Raw genomic sequence first — 16,864 nt, forward strand, 5'->3', positions numbered from 1 at the left:
TTCAGGCGGCTCGCAGTCGTTCCAATCGCAGAAGGCGTCAATACGATGCTCAATGGTCAGCAGATCCTCGACGCCGTAGAGCCTGTTGTTCGTCAGTTCTTTTGCGCAAATGGTTTCATCGTTCATTGTGCTTTCCTCCTTCAGATGTCCAGTTGTTCAATGCGTTCCATCAACGCCTCAGAACGCGTGTTGATGGTGCGAATAAGTGCGCTGACGGCCTCGGGGTTCTCCATGCCGTTGTCATCCCATGTCAGTGCATCAAGGGCTTTGGTAAGACCGCTCAAGGTCATCGCGTCCACCTCGATTTTCAGCTTCTCGTCTTTGATGGCCTGGGTCTTATCGGACGGGCCAGTGCCTTTCTGGCTGTCGAGCATGACGGTATTGGTCGCGCTGGCGCGTTGAGCATTCATTGCATCGGTCTCCAAGGTTGGCGGTTAACTGATAGCTATATATCACTAGACTTTACTGATAACAAGTGCACAGTGATAAAAAACTATCAGTGAAGACAGGCGATGAAAAAACCGATCAAGGCAGCGCGAATTCTTGCAGACCTTACACAACAGGAATTGTGCCAAAGGGCAGACATTCCTCTAATCACCCTACGCCGCCTTGAGGGCAGGCCATCGCACAAGGGCCTCGTTTCAGAAGAGACTGAAGCAAATGTTGTTGTAGCGCTTGAACAGGCTGGCGTGGACTTCATTCCAGAAAACGGCGGCGGCCACGGTGTGCGACTTCGCAAAAAGTCAGACGCCGAATGACTGACCCAGAACTATACCGCACCGCTATTCATGAGGCCAGCACGCGGTGGCCTTCATCCGCCTATTCCCGGATCGTTACGGCAGTCATGTCACCATTGAACCGCCCGACGGCTTAACCGCTAATCATTTCTGAGTGGCAATGTTACCGGCCCGATTGACCATCCGACCCTAGTGGAATGGGGCTTGGGTGACCGCAAGCAGCCAGGCCTATGAATGTTCTCTTCTGGTAGTACCGAAAAGTCCATGCTTTCGCTCACAAACAGATAATACATAAACGCGCCCGAAAACGTTGCCCAGTGAGCGGTTGTTACTGCGTCATTGGCTTTCGCGCTTTGGTATTCAAACGGGTATTTGGAGACCTTTGTACCCTGCCTGAGTTGCTTGCCTTGAGGCAGTAACTCGAACAGGTGTTGGGGAACCTCATCAAGTATTGCGTTTTCATTGCTAAACCAGATAACACCCACCTTTCCGCTAGGAGGCAGGACTTCGCCAGTCGTCTCCCAATGAAGGGCGAGACCTAGCTTTGCGCCATACAAGAGCATCGCCTCTGATACGATGGGGCCGGTTAGATTCAATGCTCCTGCATGGTTGCCGTCATGGTCTGTGATTTTGCGAGCGCGGCGAGATTGACTTATTGAAGGTTGCATTTCTTCAAGAGCGTCGGGGTGGTTTCTCACTAGGTGACCAAGCTTGGCTTCGAAGTGATCCGTGATGTGGCCTTCAACAGAGGACCACTGAACGCTACCAATAAACGAGGCAATGTCCTCAAACCACTTTGAGCCCTGATTGCATTTTTCGCACGAAGGGAACTCTAAACCACTCGGACGATCCTTTGGAAACATCCCTTTGTTTGGCATGTGATCCCAAGTTGTGCTTGGCTCATCGACTCCGCAATAGATGCAAAATCGGTTCTCTTGAAGCAGTATCTTCTTGTTGGCATTGCGAGCCATTGCAGCCCCTTACGGTCAAATATCCCCGAGATCCAGCGCGATCAGTTTCATTTTCTATACGTTGGCAGGCCACAGGGGAATCCTCTACCACCCTGCTAATCCCGCTAATCCTGCTAATCGACGGGCGGTAGGAAGGGCGCTGTGCTTACGCCATTCGCACAAAGCCGACCACTGAGGGCAAAGTTAGGCAATTGCAGCAACGCATATAATTTCGACGTCATAGCCCTCGCCAGCAAGACGGGCTTCACCACAAGCTCGCGCTGGCGCACAGCCGTCCGGTATCCATGCATCCCAAACCGCGTTCAGTTCATCGTAGGAGGCGATGTCTGAAAGCCAAATTGTCGCGCTCAGTATCCGGGTTTTGTCAGAACCGGCTTCCAGCAGTAGCGCCTCTACCTTCGCAAGGGCATCTTGGGTCTGCTCGGTCACGCTTTGCCCAGCAATGCCGCACTGTCCGGCCAGCCAAACCAAACCGCCATGCGAGGCTGCCTGGCTCATTCGTTCGCCGGGTTTGATGCGCGTAATGTCAGTCATATCGATCCTCACAATTCCCAATCGGTTTTTGTGTAGAACGCTGTTGCGTCTCTGAGGTCGTAACGAGGAACGCAGTCCGCGTTGTGACCCCACAGGCCGCGCCCTGCGCGCTCATCCATCCACCTGTAGACTTCCTCGTACCGCTGACCGTACCCCTCCACAGGAACCAGCACACGGACCCGGAGCAGAGAGAACGTTCGTCAGCAGCTTTCTTGCGAGAGCGGGATTTGGTGCGCAGGATGGGTAGCTCACAAGTCTGACCTAGTTCCTCCAATGTGGGGACCATTCGTTGGCAAGTTCGCCCCTGCAAGCGTGGGCTAAATCCAGCGATAATCCCGTCAGGCCCAGAGCGCTCGTGGGATCAAAGTCGGGTTCGCTTGCTCCCTCGGTCTTTTCATTGAGTTCCTTCCCATAAGCAACCATCGCGCGTGTCACATCCGCGTTTTCGGTTAAGCCCATTACGCCCCAATAAAGCTGCCAGAACTCAGCTTCGCTTCTAAAATTCTCTTCTCGCATGACCGCAAGTTTAGAAGTGATGCGCACGGCTTCCTCGCACCATTCTAGCTTCTTTTCGAGGTACGGCCTGGCAGCGTTAATCTTCTGGGTTTGCAAATACTGCCAACCACCAACCAAAATTGCGACCACGCTTACAAATACAGCAACAGCCTTTACGCGCGTCTCCCAAGTCATAGAAATCACTCCAAGCGTGAAATGCACATACATCTATTCAGTAGAGATTATCACATAAGACAGGCCAGTGCATTCCAGCGATTGGCCTACCTTCAGACGAACCTGTGTGGCCGAAACTTTTCCCGCCAATTTTATCTGTGCGGTCGTTTGTTAACGCCCTCGTGCCTATGTTAACCACTCGTTAACGGAGGCCCTATGCGACTCATTTCTGTCTTCTTCCTGCTTGCTGCATGCAGCGCCACTGCTGCCGTCCAGGTCCGTGATGCAGACACAATCGTCTGGGATGGCGTGCCTGTGCGGTTTCAAGGCGTAGACGCGCCAGAACTCAACACGCAGGCCGGTCAATCAGCCAAGCGATGGATGGTGAACTATCTGCGCGGTAAGGCCGTGTCCTGCGACCTGACAGGTGAAAAGACCTATGACCGGTACGTGGGTGTCTGCTACGCCGATGGGCAAGATATCGGGGCAGCCGTGATTGCTGCGGGGTATGCCCTTGATTGTCGCCGGTACTCTGGTGGACGGTATGCCCGGTTTGAGACGCCCGCCGCTAAGTCTCGGTTGAAGCGGGCGCGGTATTGCTGACCCCAAACTTGGGGGCGCTGATCCTTTCCGTCATTGTGGAAAGCCGGGCCATAAAAACAAGGGGTTTCTGGATTTGGCGCACCCCTGCACGTTTCCTTCATAACGGAAAGCCTTGATCCATGTACCGCCTCGGAAAAAGGGCAAAACGGATAAGACCCCATGGCGCGAATACCGGCAGGCGGGTTATCCAGCGTTGCGTGCAATGCGTCGGTATCTGGCCGCCATCTTCCGGCACCCGTCCTTGCAATACTTGCCATTGGTTGTCGTGGCTTGATATCCTTTGATTTATTAATCAAGAGAGGCAGGCGAAATCACCCCGAAGGCTGCGCCCGATACAGCGCCAATGCCAGCTTGATTTCGCTCCAACGCTTGTGGTTCGCCTCCGCCTGCCTCGCTCGCCCCTCGGGCGTCTTGGCCCCGGTTGATAGCCCACCATGAAGGCGGCAGCGGGTCTTACCGGTCACCGGCTCGTTCATGCATACGCCGTCTTTCTTCTTGGCCCCGCAAATCTCCGTCTTGGTGTTCATATCTGATCCCCTCTGGACCTGAGTCCGGTCGATACCTAAATTACTCTCATGCGCCGATTTTTTATCAACACCGCCATTATCGTGATCCTGCTTTCTGCCCCTGTGACCATCTTCAGTATCGGTTGGGGATACACCCAGATTTACAAGACCTTTGGCATGGTCCCGTTCGTCATTGCGTGCCTTTGCGGCTCCATCACTGTGCTAGGGCTTGCTTCCCTGATTGATAAAGCCCAAGAGCGCCAGAGTTAGCCACCACACGCCCGATTAGTTCTGACTGCCCATCCTTGAGCGGCTGACCAATCAAGGCCCGTTTGACGGCAACCAGTGCCCGCCTCGCTTCCGGTCCTTTGATGCCAACCAGTGACTGCGCGATTTCATCAAACACGGCCTTTTCACGCGCGCTCATGCTTCGCGGATCTATGGACGCGACAGACTGAGTGACCCGCCTTGCGGCCTCCAGTGGATTACCGGCATTGCCAGCCGTGCTGCGCAGAAGGCCGGGTGCGGCTTCTTCCGCAACCTGACCTTGAATAGATTGCCGTATGGCTGTCTTGGAGTTCTGGGCAACCGCTGCCCTGAGTTCCAGCGCCGCCGCCGCGCGGTCCAGTTCCTGCAACAGCCGGTCCGCACGAGGGCCGCCAACAGCAAATCTCAACTTCTCCCGGTTCGCCCTGCTCGACATGTCCTTGATGAGCGTCATGGCCTCGCGGGCATCCACGTTCGGGTCAGTGATGGTCCGGCGCACATTGGACAAGTTGTTTTCAATGCTTTCCCGGATGCCCTGTCGGAGCGCCTGACGGGCCTCATTCGATACGCCCTGGCGCAGAAAACCCTGCACATCCTCAACCGTGGTTCCCTTGAACAGGAGGTTCTTTCCAAGGGCGAGCGCTTCATCCCGTTGCAGCTTATCGCCGCCGAGGCGCAGAGCACGCCCGTAGACGGGGTTAGCCGCTTTCAGGGCCTCGCGTAGCTCACCGGCCAATTTGCGCGCTCTCAGGCCCGCTGCGTTGAGCCTGCCGAATTGATCAACAGACTCTCTGGCAATCCCATCCAGCGCTTTCTTGATTTCGTCCAATTGCTGTACGTTGGGCATTTCGCGAAACGAGACCGCCCCATCATCGGCAATGTCCGCCAGTATCTGCTGATTGCGGGCACCCTTTGCCGTCATCGCCTCATTGGCTTCGGAAATGGCTGACTTCAAAGTCCGACCGGGAACACGAGACAATACGCCCTCGATATCCCGACCCGACTTGGCCGCATAGTCGATGGGCTGAGCATAGGCGCGGTCATAAGCCGCTTGTCTGACGCTGGATGTGCCCTGCGATATCTCACGTGCGGCGGTCTTCACACCCTTGGGTTTTCCGAACACTGCATCAAGGGTTCTGCTGAGATGCGCTCCGACCTTCGCAGAGCGCGTCTCTGCGGCCTCACGGGCCACTCTGAGCGCCGTACCGCCCGTGTTGGCGCTGGCGTCCAACAGGGCCTGTGTGGACGGCCCAGCGTCCGCCAGCATGGCATCATCACCCAACCGTGATAATTGGGCTTGTGCGGCATCCAGGTCGTCGTTCACGAGCGCCTGTTTGACCGTTCGGGCGGCTGCCGGGGAAAGGCCGAATTCCTCCATGATTGTGCGAACGTCCAAGCCCTTAACACGCCGCGCAAGATTGGTGACGCCTTCGCCCGTCATCGAGGCGACGGGGCCAAGAAGCGCTGCAAGACTCCCGCCGACCGCTGCGCCCTGTCCGGCTGCTTGCAGTCTTTCCCCTGGCTCTGCCCGTCCGGCAAAACTCGATGCGCCCTCAACCATCCCCGCAGGGGCGGCCACCGTTCCAGCACGCAATCCACGTGTGAGAGTGTTCGCACCCTTGCTAATGAAATCTGCGGCCTTGCCGATCCCGGCACCAGTAGCGAGCGGGATGGCCGTTGCAATGCCACCTGTCACATTCAGCGCGGCTGATTGGCCGGGGTGCTGTCGCTCCATGGCATCTGATGTCAGGCGCATGTTCTCTGCCGCCTGCGGGCTGACCATGCCAACTGCCTCGTCTGCCCACTCCCCGACCAGGGGGGTGCCCTGAACGAATTCCTGCGCTCTGGCCGCGACCGGGTTCTGAGCGATGCGTTCACGGTCCAAATCACCCTGCATCAGGTCCACCGGCTTTGCGCCCTTCATGATTTCTGCGATACGGGCCTGATCCGTGGTCGCGTATCCAGGTGACTTGAAGGAAAGCGAACCGTCTTGCCCCTTAAAGACCTGCCCGCCGTCATCGGTGGTTGCGATGACCTCGCCAGACAGTTCAGCCCGTCGCTTGGCAATCCGGTCACGCAAACCGTCCATCTGTCCGCCCTGCTGGTTCAGTTCTGCGCGCCTTGCTGCGATGCGTTTTCTCAGGTCATCCATATCAGAACCCCAACTGCTGCATGCGCCGTTCCAGCGCATCGATTTGCGGCCCGGTCAGCCGTTCAATCGGGACCATGCCGACTTCATCACGCCCCATCTGCATGATGCCTTCAGGCGTGTAGCTCATGGCAGGCTTCCGGTTCAGGTAGGAGTTCCACCCCCCCTCCGGGTTGACCGTGAGACCGCCGGAGCCTTCAGCGAGCAAAGGGTTATCCCGCATATACGCGCCCCAGACCTCTTGAGCGCCCTCAAGGCTACCGTGAACACGTGCCCAGTTCTCGAAGAATGCTGCGCGCGCCTGAACCCGCTGCGCGCCCGCCTGCATGACCTGGGAAATCATCCGGTTCGCCTCTGGTGTTTGTCCGAGGTTCGGCACCGCCGCCTTGAACATGGCCATTTCACGATCCGTGATTGCGCCCTTGGTTTTTTCGGTGAAGGAAAGCTGTGCCTCCATCGCCAGAGACTTGAAAGCCCCCCTTGCGCCGCTGTCACCGGGTAGAAACCCGACCATATCGTCTACTGCGCCGTAGAACCCACCACCGGGGCCAGTGTAGCCCAATTGCGGCGTGATAACTTCAAGCTGGTTGGCCAACGATTCAAGCTGCGTGGCGGTACGGGCAGCCTCCCCAACCTCATTCAGTGTGGCAGCATCGCCCTTGCTGAGTTCCTGAGCCAGCTTACCCCCGTCGCGCGGAGAGTTCGTGGTCATCGGGCTTTGCCCGCCTGGAATGACCGGTACGCCGTCATTGAAGGAAACGGACCCATCAGCCCCGACCTGAAGTGAGGTGCCAGCCTTGCCGCCTGTGCGCATGAAGTCCTGATAGGCAGGCGTTCCCTCTTGCAAGCCTGATGCCTGCGCTCGGGCCTTGAGGGTCTGCATCGCGGCGGTATCACCAACCGCACCACCGCGCGCCAGTCTAACGGCTTCAGCGCGGGGATAGCCCATCTCTATCAGTCCGTGAATGTTCTGCAGAAGCGCTGTTCTCTGGTCCTGCTGCGGCTGGAATTGACCGATAATGGCTTGCTTCATGGCAGCGGGCACATAGGGGTTGTGAAGCGCCTGCGCCGCCTCATCCGGTGACATGGACGGCCCGGCCTGCTGTGGCTGTCCACCTCTCGCCCCGGCAAGCTCTACCTGCCAAGGTTCCCAATTCATCGGTACATCGAGACCAAACCGAGATGCGTTTCGGGCAATCCATTGCGCCTCGCGGCTATTCGCATCCCGCAGCAAGCCACCGTCTGCGCCTGCGAAGTCAATTGCTGTCCCGTGATTGTGCTGCGAGCGGCCCGGAGGTGCGACCCACTTCCTTGCGGCCTCAGGGGAGCCGTATTTCTTCAACGCGGCTTCATATAGCCGTCCCTGCAATTCTGGCGACCGATAGGCTGACGTGATTTTGAGCGCGCCTTGTCCAAGTTCCGCGTCAGCCGCCTGCAACATCGACGCCACCGCTTGCTGCATATCGGGGTTAAGGCCCGTAAAGCTGTCCGGGCGAGACGCCGCACCACCAACCGCATAGGGAGTGAAATCAAAGCCACCCTGATTAAGCGCTTCAGCAGCAGCGACTGTGGGTCCGCCGTGTTGTGCCATAACCTCTTGCGTGGTGTTGTTCGCGTTCATGGGGGCCATATTCGAGATTGCGTACGTGCCAAGCCCGCTAAGAGCGCCGCTGGTAAACTCAAGCCCCTCGGCTCTCAAGTGTTCCTGTCGCTGTTCCTCGGCCTTCTCACGCTCGCGCAGGCGCTTGCGCTCTTGCATCTGCATCATGCCCGCAAGACCGCCTTGAAGACCTGGACCGACTCCCTGCCCAGAAAGGAGGCTTGCGCCCATGCTTAGAAGCAAGGGATGCGCGCCAATCAGACCTTCTTTAATCTGAGCTCCCCCACCAATCGGTTGCCCCGAAATCATTTTTGAAAGTCCCATCACAATAACCCCGCTAGTGCGGCTAGTCCGCCGCCCGCTATTCCCAATGGCCCTGCCAATCCTAGTCCGCCCAGAGCGGCTGGTGCGGTAAGTGCCCCGTATGTGCCAAGACCGGCCAATCCAGCCCCTGCGATTTGCGCGCCCGTCGATGGGCCGCCACCCGGACCCGTAGCCGTTGATTGACTGCCCATACCAGCGCCGGGATACACCATGCCCGCAAAGCCACTGAGGTTCTTCGCGTCGGCGTTCGCGCCCTCACTGAACACCTGCATGTCCGAGTTGATTTGTGACTGTGCCAAAGCGTCCTGAGCCGACCCAACCTGCCCGACCATCTGAGCTGGCATGTAACCCGCCAAATCAATCTTGGGGGCCATTTCAGCCGCCTGCATGGCTCTGTTCTGTGCCGCCTGATGTGCGCCGTACTCAATCGGTGCCACAGCTTCAGCAGCAGCCCTACCAACCGTATCCATGGCCTGTGAGGAATTCAGCATCCCCGAGCCTGAGAACATCGAGGTCGCAGCAGGGATCGCAGATTCAAGGGCGTTCTGCTTGACCTGATCCAGTTGCCCGGATGTATAGTCGGGGTCCATCATGCGCTGAAGCGTATTTGTGGCCCCGGCGGTGGCATTTGGCCCCATAGCCTGAGACATGGTCATGCCTTGTGCCTGATTGGTGATATCGCCAAAGCCTGCAACCCGGTTGCCCTGATAGACCTCGGGCGAAAAGCCTCCTTGATCGAACAGGCTTTCGGCCTCCTTAAGCCCGCGCTTTAGATAGGGCTGCGCCCCAGACCAAGGATCGGCCTTCTGAACTGTCGTTGTGCTTTTGCTACCGCCGCTGCTCATTTTGCTTGCCTCTCAATTTTCGACTGCTTCGCAGACTCATTTCTTGGCTGGCCGTGCTTGCTGGATTTATTCACTGGTATGGCCTCCATCCAAAGAGGGTGCGGCTACCGCTGGACAAGGGAATCTCACCAAGCCGCCTAAATCCAACCTCTTCGACTCGACTAAGGGTTTCCTCGTCGTCCAGCCCGTCGATCACCTCGCACAAAATCAAGTCGGCGTTCGTGCTGCGCATAATCTCGTGCAAGGTTTCTCGCACGGCTTTGACATAATCCTCCCGGATTTCGGGAACGGTGAGCGCGGACACCCACCAAGCAGCACCACCAAAAACTGGAACCGCCTGCATCTCTAGGTCGCGATGCCGCCACCACTGCGCAGGCTCCTGATAGTAAGCCTGATGCTCAGGTGAGAGATTCATCAAATCCTCATCCCGAAAGACGATGCGAGTTGGCTTTTCAATCCGCCCGAGCGGCTCCCAAGCCTCTTTTGTTTCACTGCCTGCGGTGTGCATAAGTGCCCCTCCAACTTGCCAAACAAGGTATCATGTTACCCTGATTTTTGGTAATAGTTTTTTACCAATTAGGCGGATTTGTTCCGGTTTGTTCTCCTGGCGAAACACCACTATCGGTCTCCCAGCCAATCGTCCGAAGCCCTACGTTATCCGGTATGTCGTTCTCCGCGCGATAGGCATCCAAGTACTCTGCCTGCTCATCAACAGTCAGGTTGCGATCCAGCCAAACAAGTTGGGTGGATTTCTCTTTTCCAGGGTTCTCCAAACGGTCGATGCGTGATTTCAGGTTCATTGTTTTAGATCCTTGGTTGAGGTGCTTTCTGCGATAAACGAGTCCAGCGCGGCCTGGCACCGTTCCAGCGTTTCGGTGCTGAGAAGTGGGTAGAGTGGCGTGGCGCATTCAGTCGAACGAGTGACAATAGACAGGTGGAAACGGTTGAGAAACTCAGCCTCGGATTCCCGGGCTTGTCTGCTGAGAGGTAGTAGACCAATTTCCCTGAACTCAGCGCCCACCACCGCGCCGGACTCGTCTCGCACGTAGGTTGGGGCGAGGTCACTCATGCTCGAAAGTGCTGATTGTTCGAGCTTCTGGATGCGTCCTTTCATTCTCATTCCAAGCCCTCCACAACGCGGGCTACACGGGCTTTGAAAGCCTCGCGAGTTTCGCCTTCGTTTCTTGACAACTGGCCACCTGCCTCTGGACCTTTCATGATATAGGCCAGCATGGGCTCGCCGCCCTCTTCGGTTTCCTCGTGCTTCGCTTGGAGTTCGCAGAGATAGATTGCGTCGAAAGGAATTCCCTTTCTGCCGCCACCCGTCCTTTGCTCTATCTTCGCCACGCGTGTTTTCAGGCTCATTTTGCTGCCTCCAATGCTGAGATGCGCTTCTCAATCTCGGTCGTTTCCAGCACGCGCCGGAACTGCTCTATCAGCCCCATGACTGTGGCCCCTTCCAACGGGGTAAGCTCTCCCTCGGAGACGGCCCGTAGAACCGCCTGAGCGGCCTCTGAGGCGTCCTGTGCGCTCTCGATGCGGGGAAGGTTGAAGCTGACCGGCGCATCCTTTCGGGCGGGAGCGATCCGTTCTATGCAGAGACGCAGCGCGGCCATGTCACCTTCAAGTGCGAGGTCGATAGCCTTCTGCGCCAATGCCTCGCCCTCGCCTTCCAGCAGCGCCTCAATCGCCCGTGTGGTCTTGTGTCGGGCACCTCTGGGCCGTCCTGGGTTGCCGGGCTTAAATGTGCCATCGGGGTTTCGGGCCTCCGTATTGGACCCGTTGTTACGGTTGTTATCACTGCTCATCTGGTGTTCTCCATTGTTGTGTTGATCCATCCCACACCCGCCCATTCGGGCCGTGCTTTTCCCACTCGGTTAGCTGTCGCCATGCCTCCAAGCTGACCACCTTGCCCGTCCATGTGCGGTGCCTGCCGCCGACTGAGTTGCCGTGCGGGGTTTCTGCTGGTCGATCCTGATTATCGCGAAAAGTTTGCGCGGTATTCGGGTTGGGATTTTCTACGCGCGTAGAGATTTCGGGTTCGCCCGCGTCACCCTCCGCACGCATCCGGGCCAGCGCCTCGTATGGGTCAAACCACTTCATAATCACACCCCCATGCAAAACGGGTGAAATTGACTGCCGGGCTGCTAAAGCCGCTAAACTCGCTAAAATGGGGGTCTGCATCGCCACCGTAAGGCGGCTGTTTAGCAAGATTAGCGGGATTAGCAGGGTGGAGATGGTTTTTATCTTTTTTGCTCATCACGACCCCCTCACCACACGGAACGCCAGTTTCCGAGACCTGCCACGCACCTCTGTGCCCTCGGGGAGTTGGACGAGGTGACCGTACTGCGCCAGCGTACTCATCGCCTCTTTGGCCTTGGCCGTTTCCCGCAACCCGTTAGGTCCGAGTTGGGCGACATCACCCGGCAAAATCTCTGGCTCGGTCCATGAGGATTGCAGCCACAACCGCAGCGCTTCGGCCTGTTCGGTCTTCTCCGATATCACCGCCGCATCCGCCAGCCGGGACGCCTCTGAGAGATAGTATTGAGCCAGGGCGATGCCGTTGCTCATTGCCTCGGCTGAAACTTCCCGCGCATCGAGACTGCCCCAGAGCGTCATCACCGCAGCTATGCGCGCGGCCTGTTCTGCGCTCTTGGATGCGTGGGCGGTGACGTGAGACAGGTCACCGCCGGGGCGCTGTGCCTGCTCGGTCGCGCAATAGTAATCCCAGAGCAGTTTGCGCGCTTCGCCGTTGACCGCGAGGGGTTCAAGTTCAAGTTGGTTCTGGGTGCCCTCCTTCAGGGGCGGCTCGGTCGAAATGATGCTGGTCAGGCGTGCACCGAACTGGTTCAGAGCAAGGTCGCTTTTCGGATCGTATCCATCTCGCAACCTATACCCGATTTCGCTTTGAGGTTCGGTTATCAGGAACCGCGCCAAGAAGCCCTGCCCGTTGGCGATTGGGTCCGCCAGCAGCGGGCGCACCGCTACAGGTGTTGCCATCATGTGCGCTGCCAGCCTGCGGCCCCAGAGCGTCCCGACACCATCACCAGCGCGGGTTCGATTGATGGGCGATCCGTCCCAGAAGCTCGACAGCCCGGAACAGGTCTTCAGCTTATTCTCACTGTTCATGGCGTGGCCTCCGAAGAAGCTGCCGCCCTCATCGGTGAACAGGCCCTTTGCAGGGAACCCGGTGAAGAAGGACTTCACCAACCCTTCAAAGGTTGGATCAGGCGAGGTGCGCGAAGGCTCAACAGGTGGCTTTGGTGGCGGGGTCATGGCCTCAAGGTCAGCCTGCGCTTTGATTGCGTTGCCGCCCGATCCGGCAGCAGCTTTTATTAAATTGGCCTGCCGTGCGTCCCAGAGTTTTTTCGCCGCCTCATAGCGCGCAAAGTCAATCTGAAACTCCAAGGTCTTGTCATGCTCGTACTGGCGCAAGGCAACCAGCACCAGTTTATCGCATCCGCTCTTGCGCTCACCGGATCGCGCCACCGTTAGGCAGAACAGTGAAGCCGGGGCGGTGCCGCCAAGCGTCTCAACATCTGCGAACGCCTGAACGGCCAGAGACGCCACGGACAAGGCCGATTGAGCGGCCAGAGCTACCGGGGCCTGGGTCTTGTCCTGTACGGCCAGCACAGCGGCCCTGAGCGGCCCCAACGCATCCACCGGGTACGGATCACCGGGCGGGATTTCCCGCAACAGAGGTTGCGGGCCTTCTTCGATAAATGGTTTGGGCTGGATCATCGTCATACCGCGCCCCCTTCCTGCAAAATGTCGTTGAAGTCTTTGCCGTTCGGCGCGGGCAGCATCGCCACCTTCCACCCTTGGACGCTGGCGCGCTTGGCCAGTTTGTGGCCCGCCTCCTGTCCAGCGGCATCACCGTCCGTCGCGATAATCAGATCCGATGCACGATCCGGTAAGCGCAAGCCTTTCATCCCCGAAGTTGAAAGCGCGGCCCAGACGTTCGCAGGGCCGTCCAGCAGCCCCGAAAGCAGGCTAAGCCCGGTCTCGATACCCTCGCAGACGACAAGCGGTCCCTCGGTCTCGCTGAGCCTCACAGCGCCCCCGGCGCACGGACCCAGCATCAACTTGGCGCTCTTCTGCAAACGCTCGCCTCGCTTGGTCATGTAGGTTCTGTGAATGCCCCCGGTCGGCTCGACCTTTGCCACCATCGCGGAACACCATGACATTGACGGCGCGTGATGCAGGTCAGGAACGAACCGCAGAGACGACGGCAGGGGGCAGGTGATGCCACGCCCCCGGAGATACGCCTCGGCTTTGGTGCGATCTATCGGCAACCCGGCTTCCCAGAGACCCTTGGCCCTGCTCAGCTTGGCGGCGTCATAGTCCCGGCGCTTGGCCTCGCGTTCGCGTTCGGCCTCGGGATCGACCTGCGCCCGGTTCATGGGCACGTTGGCGGCGTCCGCGATATCACGGAAATCACAGTGGTTTTTGAAGCAATACAGCAGCAACCGGCCACCAGACTCCGAGATAGATAGCGCGGTCTGGTCGCGGCGGCGTTCGTGCTGGCAGATTGGGCAGGGTGCTTGACCCTGCCCGTTACGCCAGATGCCGCCCAGATTGTGTGTGAGCGATACAGCGTCCATTACACGCGCTCCCCATAGTGGAGCAGCGCAATCAGTTTGGCTGCGGTTTCGGTCAGGCCGTGCTTTTTGCGCAGCGCTTGGATTTGAAGGTCAAGGGCGCTCATTACTGCGCCTCCTTTCCATCGATCCGGGCCACCTCGCTAATGAGACGATAGACGCCGAAACGCATCCGGCCCGACGCTGGGTCATTCTTGTACCAATCGGTCTCGATCTCGACGCGCTTATCCTTGCGCAGAAGGTCAATAAAGTGACCGACCCGACACCGGCTGGCGCAGAACACCGGCTGTTTCATCACGCCCTCTAGAACGCGCTGCATCAGCTTGTCCGCATGAATGGTGTGGGTCTCGCCCGCGTTAGTGACCTCATAGAAGGCCGGGGCGGCGGGGCTTGGCAGGTCGCCCCACCGCTGAACGTAAAGAGTGTCTGCCGGGGGCTTCTCTTGCTTGGTGATAGTGTTTTGCTCGGTAGGCATTTTTTGCCTCCTTGGTTGCCCCAAGGACGAGAAACGGTTACAATCGCGACTATTCCACCAGCCGCAATACAAATGCCGCCCGCGCCCTGAATGGGGTGCGGGTTTCTACACAGCTTGCTTTTCGATTGCGGCGTCAACGTCAGCCTCATTCCAATAGAGGCGGGAGCCGAGCTTCACTGGCTTGGGAAGACGGCCATTCTCAACATCGCGATAGATGGTGGTGCGACCTCGGCCACCAAGCTTGTCTTGTAGGTCGCGAAACGAAAGGTACTTCATAGCATCCCCTCGGATGGGGCGCGTCTACCCGGTACTAGGTTCCACATGACGCACCATTGGGTTGTGGTGCGTCTTTTGTGCCCCTTGGTGCGTACTGGTTCGTGTCGGAGATAAAGCTGCTATCTCACACATCAGTCCAGATACGATCCAGAACACTTTCGGGAATAATTTTCGCGGTTCTGGCGGCATGGTAGGCTTCTACCCACAGGTCAGATACCGCGCGTATCCTCCTGCTCGTAGTGCCAACACACACCTCCTTTGCGGCCCTGTAGGAAATATGATGCCCGTTCCGCGCCAACCCCATTGCAACTGCATCGCAGGCACTAGTCCTGACTCGCGATTCATCATTCCTGGTAATCGATAGGTCGTAATCAGCAGCCACGTTTCGCGACAAACTGAGAAGCCATATGTTTCGGAACGCAGTTTTATGAATCCTTTTTTTCTTCGGCTCGTTCAATCTTCCACGAAGATGTAACGCCGCGAACTGGCGTAGGGATGGGGGTAATTCGTCATCTCGGAGAATGAAGTCTGCAGAAATTTCACGAAGCAAGTTATAGGCAGCTGGAGATTTCTCACAAACCGAAAGGAGCTGTGATCCAGCAGCGTCGCTGCAGATGAACCGCCCGCCAAAAGACGGTCCGCCGATCAACGAAGCTAATGGTGTACTGCCTCGGGCGTCGTAGTAAATCCCGAAGCGCAGGCACAAAATGGGTTCAGCCGGGTCGAGGTCGGCAAAGTCGCACTTTCCGTTTTCTAACCAAGAGGCTGAGACCCGTTCTACCCAGTCAACAGCATCTTGAAATTCAACGGACATTCTTGTCATCCTCTATTGCATCCTTTTAGTGAGAAATGCAGACCACTTCTCCATCAGAACGCGCCTTTGCTCCAAAAAGTCCGTACGCCGATAGGCGCGCTCGACTGAGCCGCCAACGACATGTCCCAGCGCTGTTTCAGCAACCTCGTGCGGTACATTCTGCGTCTCCGCCACCCAATCCCGGAATGACGACCTGAACCCGTGTGGGCGTTCAATCATTTGGCGTCGTTTCATGAGGCCACTCATCGTCATGTCAGAAATCACGCCCCTGCGAGCGCCGGGAAACAAGAACCCATCACGAGCAAACGGCTTTGCTTGGTCGATCACGTTCAGCGCTTCAGTCGATAGCGGCACCCGGAATTCGCTGGTTGCATCCCTGCGTCCTTTCACGGCTTCAGCCGGTATCGTCCACACGTCACCGTCAATCTGGTCCAAGTGAGCAAACCGAAGCGGAAATGAACGAACTGCCGTTAGGATCAGCAAGCGCAGCCCAAGCTCGGTAACCGTGCCACCATCGAGTGACTGGTAGAAGCTGGGAACCTCCTGCCAGGGCAGGGCGGGTATATTCTTGGCCTTGTGTCGTTGCTTGCCCAAAAGAGCCTTTGCCTTGTCCGTCGCCTGAAGATCAACTTCAAGTCCGAGAGCAGCAGCATGACGGAATACGATGCTAAGCCGGTTCATAGCCTTTCGGGCAGTATCGGCTTTCTCATGCCAGATTGGTGCCATCGTATCGCGAATGTCCTTTTGGTCGATATCGCCAATCGGCACCTTGCCAAGCTTGGGGAGAACATGAAGCTGCAACGGCGTGAACCAGCGCCCTGCCTTGCCATCGCCCTTTAGTTCAGCCTTTCGGCTTTCAAAGGCATCGTCGGCAACATCCTTCAGCAGGTGCAACTTGCTGGCTTCTTCGCGCTTGATGCGTTCACGTTCTTTAATGGGGTCCAATCCGCTGCGCACTACGGCGCGCCATCTGTCGGCCTCCTGCCGAGCCTCACGCAACGATACCTCGGGATACGGCCCCAGCCCCATTTCCCGCCGCCGTCCGTGAACAGTCACGCGGAGAAACCACTGCGCTCCACCATCCGCTCGCTTGTGGAACCAAAGACCGCCGCCGTCGGCAATCTTGCCCGGCTCAGCAGCCTTCAGGGTCGCGGCACTCAGCTTGTTCAACTGACGGCTCAATCTCGTCCACCTCTCTGTCCACCCTCAATATATGGTATATGGTGGGTCACAGTGAAGTGCCATGGGACACTTAATTAACTGGAATCACGGGATTCATGCAAAACCTGATGCACAGTGGAACACCAAAATATAGGGATTGGATGCCTCTCCTGGGCACCAATGACTTCACTGAAAATACAATCAAATCAGTATCTTAGCGGGAATCTGCGCCCTGCAAAGGTGACACAAGAGGTGACACAGTACCTCTAATCATCTTTGAAGCATGAGCGATTCTGGTCATGGCTAAATACGTCGAACAGAAGACAGAGGTG

Annotated in this window: 23 protein-coding genes; 2 read left to right on the forward strand and 21 right to left on the reverse strand. The window is 57.5% G+C overall.

Annotated elements, in window-relative coordinates:
* Positions 1–140: 140 nt before the first annotated feature.
* Positions 141–410 (reverse strand): hypothetical protein, encoded by a 270-nt coding sequence (locus tag M3P21_RS21045; RefSeq protein WP_249713341.1) that lies wholly within the window; start codon positions 408–410, stop codon positions 141–143.
* 102 nt (positions 411–512) lie between these two features.
* Here M3P21_RS21045 and M3P21_RS21050 point away from each other — a divergent pair, with 102 nt between their 5' ends.
* A complete protein-coding gene (locus M3P21_RS21050) occupies positions 513–758 on the forward strand; it encodes an XRE family transcriptional regulator (RefSeq protein WP_249713342.1) in 246 nt (81 codons plus the stop codon).
* Between the two features lie 119 nt (positions 759–877).
* On the opposite strand, the gene M3P21_RS21055 is transcribed toward M3P21_RS21050, so the two are convergent.
* From M3P21_RS21055 to M3P21_RS21065, 3 genes are all read right to left on the reverse strand, one after another.
* Positions 878–1,708, reverse strand: coding sequence for a hypothetical protein (locus tag M3P21_RS21055; protein WP_249713344.1), 831 nt, complete (start codon positions 1,706–1,708; stop codon positions 878–880).
* Between the two features lie 183 nt (positions 1,709–1,891).
* Positions 1,892–2,242 (reverse strand): RidA family protein, encoded by a 351-nt coding sequence (locus tag M3P21_RS21060; RefSeq protein WP_249713346.1) that lies wholly within the window; start codon positions 2,240–2,242, stop codon positions 1,892–1,894.
* Between the two features lie 261 nt (positions 2,243–2,503).
* Positions 2,504–2,932, reverse strand: coding sequence for a hypothetical protein (locus M3P21_RS21065; RefSeq protein ID WP_249713347.1), 429 nt, complete (start codon positions 2,930–2,932; stop codon positions 2,504–2,506).
* A 195-nt stretch (positions 2,933–3,127) separates the two neighbouring features.
* Between M3P21_RS21065 and M3P21_RS21070 the strand changes: the two genes are divergently transcribed.
* On the forward strand, positions 3,128–3,514 hold the full coding sequence (locus M3P21_RS21070) for a thermonuclease family protein (protein WP_249713349.1): 387 nt from the start codon (positions 3,128–3,130) through the stop codon (positions 3,512–3,514).
* A gap of 311 nt (positions 3,515–3,825) precedes the next feature.
* On the opposite strand, the gene M3P21_RS21075 is transcribed toward M3P21_RS21070, so the two are convergent.
* The 17 genes from M3P21_RS21075 to M3P21_RS21155 form a co-directional block, all read right to left on the reverse strand.
* Positions 3,826–4,041, reverse strand: a complete 216-nt coding sequence (locus M3P21_RS21075) for an HGGxSTG domain-containing protein (protein ID WP_249713351.1) — start codon at positions 4,039–4,041, stop codon at positions 3,826–3,828.
* Between the two features lie 193 nt (positions 4,042–4,234).
* Positions 4,235–6,439 (reverse strand): hypothetical protein, encoded by a 2,205-nt coding sequence (locus M3P21_RS21080; RefSeq protein ID WP_249713353.1) that lies wholly within the window; start codon positions 6,437–6,439, stop codon positions 4,235–4,237.
* Position 6,440: 1 nt separating this feature from the next.
* Entirely contained in the window at positions 6,441–8,360 is a 1,920-nt protein-coding gene (locus M3P21_RS21085; protein ID WP_249713355.1) for a D-alanyl-D-alanine carboxypeptidase family protein, read from the reverse strand.
* The gene (locus tag M3P21_RS21090; protein ID WP_249713357.1) at positions 8,360–9,205 is read right to left on the reverse strand and encodes a hypothetical protein; all 846 of its coding nucleotides are present in this window, start codon (positions 9,203–9,205) and stop codon (positions 8,360–8,362) included. Before M3P21_RS21090 ends, M3P21_RS21085 begins: the two co-directional genes overlap by 1 nt.
* Before the next feature lie 70 nt (positions 9,206–9,275).
* Positions 9,276–9,713 carry a hypothetical protein gene (locus tag M3P21_RS21095; protein WP_249713359.1) on the reverse strand — a complete coding sequence of 146 codons (438 nt, stop codon included), beginning with the start codon at positions 9,711–9,713 and terminating at the stop codon, positions 9,276–9,278.
* 61 nt (positions 9,714–9,774) lie between these two features.
* Complete coding sequence (locus tag M3P21_RS21100) at positions 9,775–10,005, reverse strand: hypothetical protein (protein ID WP_249713361.1); 231 nt, start codon at positions 10,003–10,005, stop codon at positions 9,775–9,777.
* A complete protein-coding gene (locus tag M3P21_RS21105; protein ID WP_249713362.1) occupies positions 10,002–10,319 on the reverse strand; it encodes a hypothetical protein in 318 nt (105 codons plus the stop codon). Before M3P21_RS21105 ends, M3P21_RS21100 begins: the two co-directional genes overlap by 4 nt.
* Before the next feature lie 2 nt (positions 10,320–10,321).
* Positions 10,322–10,570, reverse strand: coding sequence for a hypothetical protein (locus tag M3P21_RS21110; RefSeq protein ID WP_249713364.1), 249 nt, complete (start codon positions 10,568–10,570; stop codon positions 10,322–10,324).
* Positions 10,567–11,013, reverse strand: a complete 447-nt coding sequence (locus M3P21_RS21115) for a DUF5681 domain-containing protein (protein ID WP_249713366.1) — start codon at positions 11,011–11,013, stop codon at positions 10,567–10,569. Before M3P21_RS21115 ends, M3P21_RS21110 begins: the two co-directional genes overlap by 4 nt.
* Positions 11,003–11,308, reverse strand: coding sequence for a hypothetical protein (locus M3P21_RS21120; protein ID WP_249713368.1), 306 nt, complete (start codon positions 11,306–11,308; stop codon positions 11,003–11,005). The genes M3P21_RS21115 and M3P21_RS21120 overlap by 11 nt, the downstream gene beginning before the upstream one ends.
* Positions 11,295–11,465, reverse strand: coding sequence for a hypothetical protein (locus M3P21_RS21125; RefSeq protein WP_249713370.1), 171 nt, complete (start codon positions 11,463–11,465; stop codon positions 11,295–11,297). Before M3P21_RS21125 ends, M3P21_RS21120 begins: the two co-directional genes overlap by 14 nt.
* A complete protein-coding gene (locus M3P21_RS21130) occupies positions 11,465–12,952 on the reverse strand; it encodes a YfjI family protein (protein WP_249713372.1) in 1,488 nt (495 codons plus the stop codon). Before M3P21_RS21130 ends, M3P21_RS21125 begins: the two co-directional genes overlap by 1 nt.
* Positions 12,949–13,809: a DUF7146 domain-containing protein gene (locus tag M3P21_RS21135; RefSeq protein WP_249713373.1), complete on the reverse strand. Its 861-nt coding sequence runs from the start codon at positions 13,807–13,809 to the stop codon at positions 12,949–12,951. The genes M3P21_RS21130 and M3P21_RS21135 overlap by 4 nt, the downstream gene beginning before the upstream one ends.
* 103 nt (positions 13,810–13,912) lie before the next feature.
* Positions 13,913–14,281, reverse strand: coding sequence for a hypothetical protein (locus M3P21_RS21140; protein WP_249713375.1), 369 nt, complete (start codon positions 14,279–14,281; stop codon positions 13,913–13,915).
* A 105-nt stretch (positions 14,282–14,386) separates the two neighbouring features.
* A complete protein-coding gene (locus tag M3P21_RS21145) occupies positions 14,387–14,557 on the reverse strand; it encodes a helix-turn-helix transcriptional regulator (protein WP_249713376.1) in 171 nt (56 codons plus the stop codon).
* Positions 14,558–14,681: 124 nt separating this feature from the next.
* A complete protein-coding gene (locus tag M3P21_RS21150) occupies positions 14,682–15,371 on the reverse strand; it encodes a hypothetical protein (RefSeq protein WP_249713378.1) in 690 nt (229 codons plus the stop codon).
* 12 nt (positions 15,372–15,383) lie between these two features.
* Complete coding sequence (locus M3P21_RS21155; RefSeq protein WP_249713380.1) at positions 15,384–16,553, reverse strand: tyrosine-type recombinase/integrase; 1,170 nt, start codon at positions 16,551–16,553, stop codon at positions 15,384–15,386.
* Positions 16,554–16,864 lie beyond the last annotated feature (311 nt).

Origin of the sequence: Ruegeria spongiae (assembly GCF_023502395.1) — a bacterium.
Taxonomy (GTDB): Bacteria; Pseudomonadota; Alphaproteobacteria; order Rhodobacterales; family Rhodobacteraceae; genus Ruegeria_C; species Ruegeria_C spongiae.